This is a genomic window from Solitalea agri (assembly GCF_023914155.1).
Lineage (GTDB): Bacteria > Bacteroidota > Bacteroidia > Sphingobacteriales > Sphingobacteriaceae > Solitalea > Solitalea agri.
Genome location: NZ_JAMWYS010000032.1, coordinates 50,002 through 66,020, shown reverse-complemented (window position 1 = coordinate 66,020; position 16,019 = coordinate 50,002). Strand labels below are relative to the sequence as shown.

General features: G+C 36.2%; 14 protein-coding genes. 3 read left to right on the top strand and 11 right to left on the bottom strand.

Features of this window, described 5'->3' with window-relative positions:
• Window positions 1-15 precede the first annotated feature (15 nt).
• Genes NF867_RS09700 through NF867_RS09690 form a run of 3 tightly spaced genes read right to left on the bottom strand, consistent with a single transcriptional unit; the run spans window position 16 to window position 2,025 of the window.
• Complete coding sequence (locus tag NF867_RS09700; protein ID WP_252587640.1) at window positions 16-303, bottom strand: acylphosphatase; 288 nt, start codon at window positions 301-303, stop codon at window positions 16-18.
• A 16-nt stretch (window positions 304-319) separates the two neighbouring features.
• Window positions 320-835: an isopentenyl-diphosphate Delta-isomerase gene (gene idi, locus NF867_RS09695; protein WP_252587639.1), complete on the bottom strand. Its 516-nt coding sequence runs from the start codon at window positions 833-835 to the stop codon at window positions 320-322.
• Between the two features lie 35 nt (window positions 836-870).
• Entirely contained in the window at window positions 871-2,025 is a 1,155-nt protein-coding gene (locus NF867_RS09690; RefSeq protein WP_252587638.1) for an amidohydrolase family protein, read from the bottom strand.
• Window positions 2,026-2,152: 127 nt separating this feature from the next.
• Here NF867_RS09690 and rlmN point away from each other — a divergent pair, with 127 nt between their 5' ends.
• Together rlmN and NF867_RS09680 are read left to right on the top strand one after the other, a co-directional pair.
• Complete coding sequence (rlmN, locus tag NF867_RS09685) at window positions 2,153-3,217, top strand: dual-specificity RNA methyltransferase RlmN (RefSeq protein ID WP_252587637.1); 1,065 nt, start codon at window positions 2,153-2,155, stop codon at window positions 3,215-3,217.
• A 62-nt stretch (window positions 3,218-3,279) separates the two neighbouring features.
• Entirely contained in the window at window positions 3,280-3,978 is a 699-nt protein-coding gene (locus NF867_RS09680; RefSeq protein ID WP_252587636.1) for a ComF family protein, read from the top strand.
• Between the two features lie 274 nt (window positions 3,979-4,252).
• Here the strand turns inward: NF867_RS09680 and NF867_RS09675 are convergent, their stop codons facing one another.
• From NF867_RS09675 to NF867_RS09665, 3 genes are all read right to left on the bottom strand, one after another.
• On the bottom strand, window positions 4,253-5,491 hold the full coding sequence (locus tag NF867_RS09675) for a S8 family peptidase (protein WP_252587635.1): 1,239 nt from the start codon (window positions 5,489-5,491) through the stop codon (window positions 4,253-4,255).
• Between the two features lie 254 nt (window positions 5,492-5,745).
• Window positions 5,746-7,017: a serine hydroxymethyltransferase gene (glyA, locus tag NF867_RS09670; RefSeq protein ID WP_252587634.1), complete on the bottom strand. Its 1,272-nt coding sequence runs from the start codon at window positions 7,015-7,017 to the stop codon at window positions 5,746-5,748.
• A gap of 200 nt (window positions 7,018-7,217) precedes the next feature.
• Entirely contained in the window at window positions 7,218-7,985 is a 768-nt protein-coding gene (locus NF867_RS09665; RefSeq protein WP_252587633.1) for a segregation and condensation protein A, read from the bottom strand.
• 226 nt (window positions 7,986-8,211) lie between these two features.
• Between NF867_RS09665 and dxs the strand changes: the two genes are divergently transcribed.
• Window positions 8,212-10,140: a 1-deoxy-D-xylulose-5-phosphate synthase gene (dxs, locus tag NF867_RS09660; protein WP_252587632.1), complete on the top strand. Its 1,929-nt coding sequence runs from the start codon at window positions 8,212-8,214 to the stop codon at window positions 10,138-10,140.
• A 65-nt stretch (window positions 10,141-10,205) separates the two neighbouring features.
• Here dxs and NF867_RS09655 read toward each other — a convergent pair whose 3' ends face one another.
• The 5 genes from NF867_RS09655 to NF867_RS09635 all read right to left on the bottom strand — a co-directional run bounded on the left by NF867_RS09655 (window position 10,206) and on the right by NF867_RS09635 (window position 15,695).
• Window positions 10,206-11,828: a hypothetical protein gene (locus NF867_RS09655; RefSeq protein WP_252587631.1), complete on the bottom strand. Its 1,623-nt coding sequence runs from the start codon at window positions 11,826-11,828 to the stop codon at window positions 10,206-10,208.
• A 36-nt stretch (window positions 11,829-11,864) separates the two neighbouring features.
• Window positions 11,865-13,025 (bottom strand): MraY family glycosyltransferase, encoded by a 1,161-nt coding sequence (locus NF867_RS09650; RefSeq protein ID WP_252587630.1) that lies wholly within the window; start codon window positions 13,023-13,025, stop codon window positions 11,865-11,867.
• A gap of 233 nt (window positions 13,026-13,258) precedes the next feature.
• The gene (locus NF867_RS09645; RefSeq protein ID WP_252587629.1) at window positions 13,259-14,002 is read right to left on the bottom strand and encodes a glycosyltransferase family 2 protein; all 744 of its coding nucleotides are present in this window, start codon (window positions 14,000-14,002) and stop codon (window positions 13,259-13,261) included.
• Window positions 14,002-14,553, bottom strand: coding sequence for a WcaF family extracellular polysaccharide biosynthesis acetyltransferase (locus NF867_RS09640; RefSeq protein WP_252587628.1), 552 nt, complete (start codon window positions 14,551-14,553; stop codon window positions 14,002-14,004). The genes NF867_RS09645 and NF867_RS09640 overlap by 1 nt, the downstream gene beginning before the upstream one ends.
• Window positions 14,554-14,561: 8 nt before the next feature.
• Window positions 14,562-15,695 (bottom strand): glycosyltransferase, encoded by a 1,134-nt coding sequence (locus NF867_RS09635; protein WP_252587627.1) that lies wholly within the window; start codon window positions 15,693-15,695, stop codon window positions 14,562-14,564.
• Window positions 15,696-16,019: the final 324 nt, after the last annotated feature.

Genomic DNA, 16,019 nt, shown 5'->3' with positions numbered 1-16,019 from the left:
AGCTGCTTTTAAATTTTAGAAGCCAAAAATAGTCTTTTTTCGAACTTCGAAAGTTTTAAAATCTTTTAGTTCACCTTCTAAAATATCAACTTTCTCAACTACCGCTTTTGAGGGACCTTGTTTACACCATTCAACTAATTGGTAAAGTTGCTCATTTAGTCCTTCTGCTTCAATATAAACCGAACCGTCTTTCTGATTCTCTACAAATCCGTAAAGACCAAGTTGTTCAGCTACCTCTTTTGCCGAAGCACGGTAATAAACGCCCTGAACTTTTCCTTTAACCGTTATTCGTAAATTTTTCATATTGTAACAGATTTAATTACACACTTGTAAACGACAAAAGATTAGGAATAATCTTTTTAAACCATTCGGTATAATTTTCGGGGTAAAGCTGTACATCAGATCTAAGCCAATCAATTGACACCCACTTGAAATCAGCAACCTCTTCTGGATTTGGCTTCACTGCTCCATTATATTTCCCAACGAAAACATGATCCAATTCGTGTTCCGTTAAACCATTATCAAATGCAGCTTTGTAAATAAATTTATATTGAAACGATAATGGGCAATCAAAACCCATTTCTTGCTCCAATTTTTTATGAAGAGTAATTTCAAGGTCTTCACCCTTAACTGGATGGCTACAACAGGTATTTGTCCACAAACCTCCCGAATGATACTTCTCCAGTGCGCGCTGTTGAATTAAAAGTTCATTCTTCTCATTAAAAACAAAAATTGAGAATGCCCGATGTAAGTCACCTCGCTCATGCACCGAAAGTTTATCTCCATAACCTATCACATTATCATTTTCGTCTACTAATAAAAGTTGTGGTTGCATTACAAATTGAGATTTTAGGTCTATCAAATATCTACTTAACAAATTTTTTTGACGGTTGATTGAGGCTTTAAGAATATTTTGCCGGTTGATTCATCAATCGAAAACCCTTCAATTAAGTTTAATCCAGGACTTTTATCTCTTTCTATCCTTCCCAATTCTGACCAACCAAAAAACTCAGCGCCATTTCTACAGGCCCACTTTAATAATTGCTCTAAATCAACTGACGAAAAATGGAGAGAAATCGTTTTCATTTCCTCCAAAATTGACAACTGAAAATTTGAAGCAAGACTATCGGTACCCAGTACCATTTTAACCCCTTTGTTAATCAACATGGAAACATCCGGCAACTTGTTTTCTATATATAAATTAGCATTGGGGCATAAACACCAAAAATTATAACTTATCGATTCCGCAAAATCAACATCATTTGAGTCAGTGTAAGTATTGTGCACTAATAGCTTTTTACTTTCACCCATCCATTCCAAATATGTTTTTATCGAGTTGTTTCCATGTGGCTGAAAAAAAGACAGATCTAAATTAAAGCCCTCGTAAAGTTTTAGAAAATCTCCTGATTTATCCTTGTAAAAAGCATTTTCATGGATAGTTTCCTGGTTGTGAATTGAAAGCAAACTCGACTGATCAATCAAACTAAAGAGTTTAGCCGATACCGAATAAGGCGCATGTGGCGTAATTGAAGCAGTTTGAGGAGCCACCTGCAGCAACTGTTCAGCTTTATGATAAATTATCCCGGCGTTATCTGGATTAAAACCAAAAACCTCAATAAACGTGTGGTAGTTAAGTCTATGCTTCGCCTTCTGATTAAAAGTATTAGCAGTATTCGAAATATCACCCACTCCTACAATACCGTTAGCGACCATCTCGTTTTCGGCAATTTCAATAGCATTTAGAACTTCCTCTTCAGAGGCATTCCTAAATTGTTGTACATTACGGATAAAGTCAACCAGACCGGTCTTTTGTGGCAGCTTACCTTTTAAATGAGACAATTCCAAATGACAATGGGCGTTGATAAATCCCGGACAAATAACGCCTGAAACAACCTCTACATTCTCCAATCCATCTTTAGAACTCAGCACATCTAAAACCTTACCCATATCATCAATAACAACAACACCATTCTTAATTGGTGGTAATGACAATGTAAAAATCCAATCGGCTGATATTTTTCGCATGGATCAAAGATAAAACAGAAGATTTTAGAAATTGAGGATTTCAGGTTTATGATCGATGATTTATTATATCTCACAACCTTATCCAAAATATAAAATCTGAAATTAACAAAAACCGTATCTTTGCGCCATGGAAAAGGCTTTGGTAAAGAAGGATATACGCGCTTATTCGCATGAAGATTTAAAAAAATTGTTTTCCGAAATGGGAGAGCAGGCTTTTAGGGCTAAACAGGTTTATGAATGGCTCTGGAAAAAATCTGCATGGAGTTTTGAGGAAATGACCAATCTTTCGAAAGATTTGCGTGAAAAACTCAACCAAAACTTCACCATTAACGCGGTAACAATTCATAAACAACAGATCAGCTCTGATCGTACCATAAAAAACACTTTCTCCCTTTATGATGGAAACATTATTGAAGGTGTATTGATTCCTACTGAAGACCGGATGACGGCATGTGTTTCATCTCAGGTTGGCTGCAGTTTAACTTGTAAGTTTTGTGCAACAGGCTATATGGACCGTAAACGCAACCTGAATGCTGATGAAATTTATGATCAGGTAGTGTTAATCGACAAACAGGCCCGTGAGAACTATGGCATTCCTTTATCCAACATTGTATACATGGGCATGGGAGAACCCTTGCTTAATTACAGTGGCATGATGAAATCAGTTGAGCGTTTAACCGCCGAGGATGGATTGAATATGGCAGCAAAGCGTATTACAGTTTCTACCGCCGGCATTGCCAAAATGATCAAAAAGCTGGGCGACGATAACGTTAAGTTCAATCTGGCCTTATCTCTTCATGCTGCCAATGATATCAAACGAAATGAAATTATGCCGATTAATGAGCAAAACTCATTAATTGCGCTACGAGACGCTTTAAAGTATTACTTCGCAAAAACCAAGAATCCTGTAACCTACGAATACATTGTATTCAACAACTTTAACGACAGTTTACAAGATGCGAAAGAACTGGCAGCTTTTTGTAAGCATGTTCCTTGTAAAGTAAATATCATTGAGTACAACCCGATTGCTTTTGCTGATTTTGTAAACACTGAAGAGGATAAACTGGAAGCATTTGCAAATTACTTGCGCAAGAACAATGTGAACGTACATATTCGTAGAAGTAGGGGTAAAGATATTGACGCCGCTTGCGGACAGTTGGCAGTAAAAGAGGGCCAAGAACTCAAGAACTAATCCTTAGCTGAAGCTAAACTATTCTTTAAAAATTCTAAATTAGGATAATCTACCTCCTACTTATGAATTTTTTAATTGAATATTTCCATGATTTCTTATCATTGGTATTCCCTGAAATTTGTCAGGCATGTGGCAATAACCTTTTTAAAGGCGAGGAAACCATTTGTTTGTATTGCCAACAACATTTGCCTTATACCAATTTTCATTTGGATAAAGAAAATCCTGTGGCCAAACAATTTTGGGGTAAAACATTAATTGAGGGAGCAAGCGCTTGCTTTCATTTCAGGAAAGGAGGTAAGGTTCAAAATCTTCTGCATCAACTTAAATATAAAGGCCAAGAGCAAGTAGGAAGAAAAGTAGGCCGGATTTATGGCTATCAGCTTTCATACTCTGCCCCGTTTAACGCGTCTGATATTATTATCCCAGTCCCATTGCATAAAAAGAAATTAAAAAGCAGGGGCTATAACCAAAGTGAGTGTTTTGCATTAGGTTTGTCAGAAAGCATGCAAGTTCCTATAGATACCCATACTTTAAGCAGAGAATCTTCTAATGAAACCCAAACAAGAAAAAGCAGATTCCAACGGCATCAGAACGTTGAAAGTATTTTTCAAGTAAACAATCCAACAACCTTAATAGGCAAACATATTTTATTGGTTGATGATGTTATTACTACAGGATCTACGCTAATAGCATGCATTGAATGCTTAAGTAAAATTGAGGGAGTAAGAATAAGCGTGGCGGCAATTGCTTATGCAAAATAAAAACTGTTCAAACTTTAAATGTTTGAACAGTTTTTATGGCTGTAAATCTGTGTGTTACAACTACACTATAAATTTTTTATTTTTTTTGTAACCTTTTGCTGTTGGCTGCGTAAAAAGACAAAGAGAGCGTAAATTTAGATAGAAGGCGGGATTAACTTAGTTAATCTTGCTTTCTTTTTTTACAGAGGTTTTAAGTCCGCTAATTTAATCTTTCTCAACCTCCCTTGATAATTTTCTTTAAAAATTCCAGACTCACTTTATTACATTACTCCTATTACCAATGTGCTATTTTATCAGGCTCACCATCCACATCATTACTAACAACTCCGTTTGCTTTTACTGAACCCAATAAAAGAATACCTGCTACATGCGGTGCGGCCATGGATGTACCACTTAAAGTCGCGTATCCACCATTAAGGTAGGTTGAAGGAATATCAACCCCAGGTGCAGCAAAATCAATTGGTGGATTGCCATAATTAGAAAACCATGCTAATCCATCCATTTGATCACAAGCACTGATAGTATAAATATTGGAGCCATTCACACGACCGGGAGAATACAAATTGGCATCTTCAGTGGTATTACCTGCAGCTAAAACAAACTTAATTCCTTTGGAAGAGGCTCTTAAAACTGCACAATCGAGACATTTGGATGCAGGGGTGACTAAACTTAAATTTGCAACTTCTCCTTTTTTAGCCTTAGCCCCAACATAATTTACAGCTCCAATGACCCATGAGAGTACCCCAATACCTTCAAAGTCGAGCACCCGCACCGGCACTATTTTAGCACCAGCAGCCACTCCAACAATGCCGACATGATTCCTCTTCGCACCAATTATACCGGCTACATGTGTTCCATGTCCAAAATAGTCTTGTTCATCAGCACCATCATCAACAAAATTTTTCCCTAAAACTTTATCGACATATAAGTCTGTATGACCTAGATCTACTCCAGAGTCTAAAACCCATGCAGTTTTACCTTTACCATTGCGACTTCCTCCAATACGTTGAACACCCCATGGAACAGATTCACTCGCAGTGTGGCATTTCTTAATCTTCATTGGTTTTAAGGCGATGACCTTATCAGATTCAACCATTTTAACTTTCTTACTGGCCTCAAGCATTTTAAGATCACTCTTCGAAATGCCACTAAGCACACAACCCGTTAAAACAGAGCCAAAAGCCATTTCAACTTTAGCTGCCTTTAATCCAGTTTCAGCAACAAGTTGACGCGCCAATTCAATTGACTTTTCAGTGGACTGCTCATACGTTAACGATTCATTGGTAGATTCAATTGTAACCGAAGGATCTTCGAACAAAACGATATATCTACCAGCAATTTCATCTCCTTGATGTTTTGCAGAAAGGTCTATTGATGGCTTAGGAATTTTTTGAAAAAGATCGGTAGCGACACCTGTAATCTCCTCCTTCTTCGAACATCCTTCTATAAAAGAAGTAAAGCTTAAAAGAGCAATGGTGATAAAGAGTTGAGTGAGCGTAAATTTTATTTTCATATTAGTTTTTATTTAATTCATAACACAAAATACATTAAAAATATGCCTTAATCGGTCTTTATTGCGCCTTTTATTACAATCTATCTTAAGTGTACTTGATAATTACTTTCACTAAACAATAAGAAAATAATTGTCTCCACATAACAGATTATTTCAATTTAAGAAAACTGAATTCATACTAGGACTCCCAATTCCTTTAAACCAAAAATGGCAGCGATAAAATCACTGCCATTTTCAATATATCTATATAAATACTACTTATACAAAGGAAAGTCATTCATCCAAGCGTTTACTTTTTTCTTCACACCTTTAAGTTCCGCTTCATTATCAATGTTCATTAGCACGCGATCAATCAACTCAACAATTGTGTCCATGTGTTCTTCTTTCATCCCACGAGTAGTTACAGCTGCCGTTCCCACGCGGAAACCTGAGGTCACAAACGGTGATTTATCGTCGAAAGGAACCATATTCTTATTGGTGGTAATATCGGCGGCAACTAAAGCAGCTTCAGCAGCTTTACCTGTTACATTCTTATTACGCAAATCGATAAGCATTAAATGGTTGTCGGTACCTCCTGAAATAATCTGATAACCACGATCAACAAATGCTTGCGCCATACGGCTAGCATTTTTCTTAACCTGTGTAATGTAGTTCAAATAATCGTCTGTTAAAGCCTCACCAAAAGCAACTGCTTTACCGGCGATAACGTGTTCCAAAGGACCACCCTGAGTTCCAGGAAAAACAGCGCCATCCAAAATTGCCGACATCATTTTCAGTTCACCTTTTGGAGTTTTTTGTCCCCATGGATTCTCGAAATCCTGACCCATCATTATCATACCACCACGAGGACCACGTAAAGTTTTATGGGTAGTAGTTGAAACCACATGACAATGTTTCAATGGATCGTTTAATAAGCCTTTAGCAATTAAACCTGCAGGATGAGAAATATCAGCTAAAACTAAAGCTCCAACCTGATCAGCTATCTGACGGATTTTAACATAATCCCAATCACGTGAGTAAGCAGAAGCTCCACAAATAATCATTTTTGGTTTCTCACGCATGGCAACTTCTTCCATTTGCTTGTAGTCAATCAAACCGGTTTCTTTCTCAACACCATAAAAATTAGGTTGATATAAACGACCAGAGAAGTTTACCGGAGATCCGTGAGTTAAATGTCCTCCATGAGACAGATCAAAACCTAAAATCTTATCACCAGCTTGCAATAACGCTAGAAATACTGCAGCATTTGCAGAAGCACCTGAGTGCGGCTGAACATTCACCCATGCAGCTCCGAAAAGCTCCTTTGCACGATCAATAGCCAGTTGCTCAACTTGATCAACAACCTGACAACCTCCATAGTAACGTTTATTTGGCAACCCTTCGGCATACTTGTTTGTTAAACATGAGCCTTGAGCTTCCATTACTTGTTTGCTAGTGAAATTTTCTGAGGCGATTAATTCGATGCCTTCTTCCTGGCGATTTGCTTCTTTAGCGATAAGATCAAATAGAACGGTATCTCTGTTCATACGAGAATAATTTGTTTAGAATGTTTAAGTAGGTGCTTATTTATTCATTTCAGATAGAATTCATATAGCTACCACTTTGAATTTCAGGAGCCGCGAATTTACTAACTCTTTTTTAGAATTAATAAGATAGCGGGAAGATTGTTAATAGAATACCAATAAGTATTGAGGGCAGATAAGGATATTGAATTTCTGACTTCAAATTATTTTTCCATTTCTTCTACAGATTCTTCAACATCTGTTTTTGTTGAGAGCCAAAAATTATTAAAACCAAGACCAATATTTATATCGAGTATTTGTTGTTGTAATAGTTCCAAAACAGCTAGAAAACTGTAAACAAGCTGAACTTTATCATTACTTATCGCCAAAACATCCTCGAAACTCACCCGGCTTTCTTTCTCAAAAAGTTTCATTACCGCTTCTTTTTGTTCTTCTATCGAGTAAGGATACTGAACAACGGTATGCACTACTTGTTGGTTACCTGCGGCAAAACGCTGCAAAACCTTTTCATAAACAGTAAGCAAGCGGTATAAATCTAATGATTGTAATTCTTCACCTGGCATCGCCTGGCTCGCAATCTGCTCGAGCTCCTGCGCTATATTTCCACGCTTTTCCTGCTTAAGTCGTTCGTCCTCGAGGTATTGAAACTCATTAAGAACAGCCTTGTATTTTTTATATTCCAACAGCTGTTGAACAAGGTCTAGTCGAGGGTCAACTTCATTTCCCTCTTCATCCAATTCAGGTCGAGGAATAAGCATCTTGGCTTTAATACGCATTAAAGTAGCAGCAACCAATATAAACTCACTAGCTAACTCTATGTTCATCGCCTGCATGGCGTGAATATAATCCAGGAAATCATTGGTAATTCGTGCAATAGGAATATCATGAATATCTAATTCATCCCGCTCAATAAAAAATAAGAGCAGATCAAACGGACCTTCAAACTGTGCTAACTTTATCTCGAAACTCAAAACATTTATCGGTTTGTCGCAAAAATACAGTTCCACATTAATTATCAATGGACTAATTTTCAACCATTGAGGATAAGTAGTTTGTAATTAAGTATTTGTATTTATTAATTTGATTATGATTATTATAATGTCATTTTCAACTACCTACAGAAACATAAGCTCTTTTGTAGCGTTTAAATCATATATTTGCTGGCTTAAACAACTAGTGTTTATTTAATATCGAACAATGCAGGTTGAAGCGGGAACATTGTTAAAAACAATAAATTATCCTTCCGACTTAAGAAATTTAAAGGAAGAGCAACTTCAGGAAGTTTGCAAAGAATTAAGACAGTACATTATCGATATCGTTTCGGTAAACGGTGGCCATTTCGCCGCCAGTCTGGGTGTGGTGGAACTAACCGTTGCGTTGCATTATGTATTCAACACCCCGTACGATCAAGTATTGTTTGATGTTGGCCATCAAGCCTACGGACACAAAATTTTAACCGGCAGGCGCGACAACTTTCACACCAATAGAATTTATGGCGGAATAAGTGGTTTCCCTAAGCGTTCGGAAAGCGAATATGACACCTTTGGTGTAGGACACTCTTCAACCTCTATTTCTGCAGCTTTAGGCATGGCCGTGGCTTCACAGTATAAAGGCGAAAAGGACCGTCAGCATATTGCAATCATTGGCGATGGAGCTATGACCGCAGGAATGGCGTTTGAAGCCTTGAATCATGCTGGTGTGGAGAACTCTAATCTTTTAGTAATACTAAATGACAATTGCATGTCAATTGACCCAAATGTAGGTGCACTAAAAGAGTACTTGACTGACATTACTACTTCTCAATCATACAATCAGTTTAAAAATGATGTTTGGAAGATATTAGGACCGATCAGCAAATTCGGACCTAATGCCCGCGAGATTGTTAAGAAAATCGAAAAATCGATAAAAGGAAGCATACTTAAACAAAGTAATTTCTTCGAGGCTTTAAAATTCAGGTATTTCGGACCTATAGACGGCCACAATGTAGAACACGTGGCAAAGGTTTTAGAAGACCTTAAACATATTCCTGGACCGAAACTATTGCATTGCTTAACGGTTAAAGGCAAGGGATACGCTTTGGCAGAACAAGACCAGACCAAGTGGCATGCACCAGGCTTATTTGACAAGATCACTGGAGAGATCAAAAAATCAATCCCTAATACTCCGCAGCCACCTAAATTTCAGGATGTCTTCGGAAATACCATAGTTGAACTAGCTGAACAAAACCCAAAAATCATGGGAGTTACCCCAGCTATGCCATCAGGCTGTTCACTAAACATTATGATGAAAGCCATGCCTGATAGGGCATTTGATGTTGGTATAGCGGAACAACATGCGGTAACCTTTTCAGCAGGCTTAGCCACGCAAGGGATGGTTCCATTTTGTAATATCTACTCATCGTTTATGCAAAGAGCCTATGACCAAGTCATTCATGATGTAGCGCTACAAAAATTAAACGTTGTTTTTTGTTTAGATAGGGCAGGCATTGCAGGTGCAGATGGACCAACTCACCATGGTGCATATGACTTAGCTTATATGCGCTGCATTCCAAACATGACTGTTTCAGCACCCATGAATGAAGAAGAGTTACGAAACCTGATGTTTACAGCTCAACAAGAAGACATGGGACCATTTGTCATTCGTTATCCTCGTGGAAATGGAGTAATGCCTGATTGGAAGCGACCAATGCAAGCAATTGAAATCGGCAAGGGCAGAAAAATATGCGACGGTGAAGATGTTGCGATCTTAAGCATTGGAGCAATTGGAAACCAGGCTGTAAAAGCCTGTACTGAATTAAGTGCAGAAGGCGTTAACCCTGCTCATTATGACTTACGTTTTATAAAGCCTTTAGATGAAGAGCTATTACATGAAGTTTTCAAGAAGTTTAATAAAATAATTACAGTTGAAGACGGGTGCATTATGGGAGGTATGGGTTCTGCAGTTTTAGAGTTCATGGCTGACCATGGATATAGCGCACAAATAAAACGCTTAGGCATTCCTGATAAAGTGGTGGAGCATGGCGAACAGGCTGAACTTTATGCAGAGTGTGAGTACGACTGGCAAGCCATAACAAAAACTGTGAAATCAATGATTGAATCGAGTACTGCAAAAATGATTGCCATTTAAAAGTTGAATAACCGAAAGTCAATATAGAAGCCGAAATCAAATTGATTTTGGCTTCTTCTTTTATATTAAAAATCGTAATAAAGATTTCGAAATGAACTTCTTAATCCTATACTTAAAATGGTGGTTTTTGAAGGTGAAACATCATTCTTTTCATTTCGATAAGTTAATCCAGTTTCGAAACGAAGGTTATACTTTGGATTTAAAACATACGCTATCTTAATATCTCCATAATATAAACTAGTAGTTATTCCCTGGCCGATATAATTGCCATAATCACTAACCCTTGTATCATAAGGTTTAAGGATATTTTTACCATAATTCAATCCTTCTGGATCAAGCCCGTAATATCCATATGAGAACTGACCTCTTATATCCAAGCGCTTATAGGTATAATTAACGATTCCTAAAAACTCTTCGAAGTTAGCTCCCCAAAGGTGCGCCAATGGCTGCGAGAAGTGAGTATAATTATTGGTGGGCTTTCCGTTGTTAGAAACCGCAACCCCTTCAACAACTGGGATACGCGCGGTATATGTGTATGGTCGCACGATATTAGCCTCCCCTTGAAAATGCAGATTAGGAATACCAAAGATATCGAATGACCTAAATCCTATTTGAGTACCCCATTTATTAGCCCAATATCCGTCACCACTAAAAAACTCTTTTGCAGTGAATTCATTCAATGCAAACTGCCCATACCAAGTAAACTTATTAAGCATTTTATACTTAGCGGTTAAACCCACTAGAGCTTTGTCTGGAGATCCATTTGCGAACTCAACTGGCCTAAAGAACAATAATGGATTCAAATAGCTCCAGTCAAAACCTCGCTTGCCAAGTGAATCAGCATCCATCCAAATAATATTCTCAAATAAACCAACTGACACCTTTTTAGAAATATTCCAGTCTAAATAATGAAAGGCTCCCCATTTTTTTCGGTATCCATTCTGATAATCCAATCTTGGAGATTCTCTATCAATCATCTGGGACCACATCATCATGTAACGAAGTTTCCAAACTGAAGCTGTTAATTTAACATATGGATAAGGCGCGGCAACGTCTGACAATAATAATGAACGATAACCGTCGCCTATAAAATTCTTATCATATCCTAAATCGAAATTGAGGTATTTTGATGGGGTATATGAAATATGACCTTGAGAAGATGAGTAATCGAATCCATGATCTCCGTAGTTCCTCACTTCTCCTTGTCCAGGCAAAACTCCAACGCTACGGGTGTAATTATCAACATACAGAGGAAACACTCCCTGATTCTCATAAAACGAGGTGTAGAATGAGAAACTTTTTCCAATATTTCCACCTATCAGAAAACCACGGGTATTCACCCATGTAGTTCGGTCATTCTTCAAATCACTTCCAACCTGAAAATCTGGCAAGAAATCAAGGTATAACTTATACTCAGGTTTAACTACTTGCAAAAGATGCTCATCAAACAATTTTCTGCCACCCCAGGTTATATGGCTAGAAGAATCTTTATTAAGAAATAAGGAATCATTATCGTTCAAAACATACGGTCTGAATGAAGTGTGACGGACTACAGAATCTGTATATAATCTTTTTGCCTCTTGCGGGGTTAAATATGTACCTAGATTGGTAACAGTTTGAGCTAGGGAAGGAAAACCAGTAGCAATAAATGACAAGAAAACTAATAGTTTCCGAAAAGAAAAATTCATGGTATGATACAATATGTTGAAACCAAAGAAATTACTTTAGTTTTTGGCAATGCGCTCTAAGATAGACTCTACAAATTTCTCTTTCTCTACTTTTGGATCAGTCATTGGAGACTCCAAATGCTGAGGAGCTTGAGGTAAGATGTATTTTTTCTTCCGTTGATTCAACAGAATGGTTAATGCCGAGTTGCAAAAAATGGCAAACAAGGAAAGAATTACGAGCAATTCCATCGTTCCTATTTGTTGAAAAGCAAGAGCTAATGAAATAAATAGCAGATTAACTCCAACCAATATTAACGCACAAACAGTATGTGATAATTTCAAATCAATTAAGCGATGATGAAGGTGATTTCTATCTGCCTTAAAAGGTGATTCGCTATTAAGGATACGGAGTGTAAATACTCGAGTAGTATCAAACAATGGAATTATTAGAATTGCCATTACTAACGCTGGAGATGCATGAACTCCAAATCCAAAAGCATTAATTGTATGAGTACCACTGAAATCTATAAATTGTATACTCAAAATGGCTGAGATCATACCCACCAAAAGAGAACCAGTATCCCCCATAAATATTTTAGCAGGCGACACATTATAGATTAGGAAACCGATAAGCGATCCTGCCATGGCTATAGCCATATAGGACCAGCCATAATCACCCATTAAATAAAAAAGCACAGAATAAGTCAAGGAAACCACTACCCCCAAGCCTCCGGCCAAACCATCAATACCATCAACCAGATTAAATGCATTCACCACAGCGACCATTATGAACACCGTTAACCCTACACTTATTGGATAGGAAAGATCCGTTAAACCTAACATCCCATACATGCTCCTTACACGGATATCAGCTAATACAGCAACTAACATAGCAGCAATAATCTGCGCCATAAGTTTTTTTACCGGGCTCATTCCTACTAGATCGTCTTTAAGTCCAATAACAAAAAGAATAATCCCTGAAGCCAAAATAACTCCCGCTTCTGGCAATAAAGAACTCTTAATAAATAATGAGGTAGAAAACAGAAATCCAGTAAATATAGCTACCCCTCCTAGGTTAGGGATAATCTTTTTATGAATTTTACGTTCTTCTGTAGGAACATCAAACAACCTTTTCTTGAATGCCACATATATAATTGATGGAATTGAGAAACTTACCACCAAAAGTGCAGAAAGAAAAATAAGTAAGTGTAGAAGCATAAGCAATAGGTTGAAAAACTTCGCAAAGTTAATAAATTACACTAAATGAGTGAATTTAACTTGGGAAAGACTTGTGTTAGCAAGAAGCTTGCCAGAGGAAATTTGTCTTTGTTTAGAATTTTGATGTCACTTACTATAATCTACGCCTTAACTTACATTACAAAACAACTATCTCATTAAAAATAATTAAAATATCTAGCTGGTCAGAAAAACAACTGCAGAGTAAAACTCCTTTAAATAAATTGACTTATCTTTCTTAACGGCTTCAACCATGTTGTAAAAAAATAAGGTTTTAAACCATTTATTTGCCAAGCCATCCTATCTTCCTTATTTGCCCTGAGTCGATTCTTTAAACTGACATTACTCACTCCCCCTGCACGCATTTTAACAAGCACCTCAGGTATATATCCGAGTTTGATTTTATGTTTATGAATAAATCGTAACATTATCTCATAATCAGCAGCGCTTCTTAATAAGGTATTAAACAATCCATGCTCTTCATAAACTTCTCTTCTTACAAAAAAAGTTGGATGAGGAGGCATCCATCCATTCAAAAAGGAGCCTGGTTTATATTTCCCTGTTTTCCATTTTCGAATCTGCTTGGAAATATTAAATTGATCAACATATATTAAATCACTATATACAGCATCACAATGAGTCTGGTCGAATGCAGCAACTATCTTTGAAATTACATTGTTATTCACATAAAAATCGTCCGCATTCAGAATACCAATTACATCCCCTATTGCCAAAGATAACCCTTTATTCATAGCATCATAAATACCTTTATCGGGTTCTGAAATAAACTTAGTGATCTTATCTCCATAAGATTTAATTATCTCACAAGTACCGTCATTTGAATTTCCATCAATGATAATGTATTCTATATTTTTATACGACTGATTCAATATTGATTTTATTGTATCATCGATAGTTTCCTTATTGTTGTATACTACTGTAATAATTGATACTTTCATTATTGAATAACTCTATTTCTAATTTCAATAGCTGGATTGCCTTGATAAATTTTATTTGATTTAAGTTCTTTAGTTGCTACAGAATTTACAGTTAGAATTGAATGACTTCTACAGATTACACCCGGACAGACTACTGATCTCGCCCCAATCCATACTCCATCTTCCAGAACTATTTCTCCCACAATCAAGTCAAACGTACTTAATTTATAGTTGTGATTCCCTGTTAACAACATTGCGCCCTGCGAGATACAAACATTGGCACCTATTTTAACGAGTCCAAGATTATCAATCCAAACCTCTTCTCCGATCCAAGCATAATTACCAATCACCAAAAACCAAGGATATTTAATATTAACTCTTGGTTTAATTAACACCTGTTCTCCAATTTCAGCTCCAAATATCTTTAAAATATTCACTTTAAAAGAACTTGGAAATGGTATCGCGGTCTTAAAAAAGAGTCTATTAAAAAAATACCAAATAAGTATTCTCAATCTAGAACCTGGTTTATAATGCTTATTATTATATGTACTTAACAAACTAGAATTTATCATTCCCTCATTTATTTTAGTATTGAATCACAAATTTCAAGATATTTTTTTGCTCGTTGTTCAGCACTATTGAAAGAATGCAATCTAGTGTTTCCTTTATCGATAAGGTCTTTATAAACCGATGTATTTTCGGCCAATTTTCTGATCTGACTCGCTATCTCTACAGGATCTAAAGGATTAAAATAAAGAGCTGCATCATCACAAATCCCTTTTGCAAAGGGTAAATTGGAGGTTAAAATTGGTTTACTTAATCTCATTGCCTCAGGGTATGAGGCAGAAAAGCATTCCAAGAGAGTAGGTAAAAAAAGTGCATCACTTTGATTATAAACATCCGGACAATCCTTTACTTTTATTGGGCCTAAATTAATTATATGGTTCTGGCAAATTAAAGAATTAACTTCACCAAAGATTCGTTTATAATCTTCTTCATGAATCGTTAATACAAATCGATAAAAAATATTATCATTATGAAGTTGTAAAATCACATCTTTAATTATTGCCAAATTTTTATGAAGATAGTTCGCAGAAATCGTGACTAATCTAAACTCGTTCTCCTTCTTACTAGGCAATTGAAGAACTCCAGGAGGAGGGTAATTATAAATTGAACTGTGTGTATTATTAACAACACTAATTTTTTTCTCAGAAACTAAAAAATGTTCAATCATCCTTTTCTTTACGTCCTCAGTCTCTACAACAAAAAATTGTGCGTTCTTCTTTATTAAAAAAGTTTTGATTTTTCTATCAAAATATTTCAACACTCTTTGATGATACTTTAACTTTTTATATGCAACCGATTCAGGATATATATACCATGGATTAGCATATCCCATTAAATGTTTCGTTTTAGGCGTCCAAAAAGTGGGTCCAAAAACAGAAAAAACAACATCTGGATTAATTTCTCTTTCCAACCTATTCAATCTTGACAATATTGAATAACTCTTTAATGGATTCGTGATAAAATCATTAAAAAAATAAAACTGAAATGAAGTAGAGTAGCTATTAATATCTATCTGCTTAGATAAAGCAGGAGATAAAAAAACATGATATTGATTTCCTAAGTTTTTCTTACACTCTTCTAAAAATGAAAGGGTTACCTGAATAGCTCCACCCATTTTTAAATTTGATGCATTAATAATAATTTTCATTATTGATTTACCTTAACTCTCAAGATTATAAAGACAACATCCCACTTTGAAAGGACATAAAAATACATTTAAAGGCGCGAATTTAGAAAATATACTAATAGTATGGTATGTTTAGATTAAAACAATAATATTGGAGAGATAAACCTTCAAACCATATAAAACCACCACTACAAAACAATGAGCCACCCAACTGTAATAAATATTACAAACAAGTTATTATAACATCTAACAACAATTCTCTTGTACTTTATTTGAGTCCACTCATGTTTTACTTCAAACAAAGGCAATCTTTGATTCGGTGAATTTGCCCATTCTTAAAGCTCT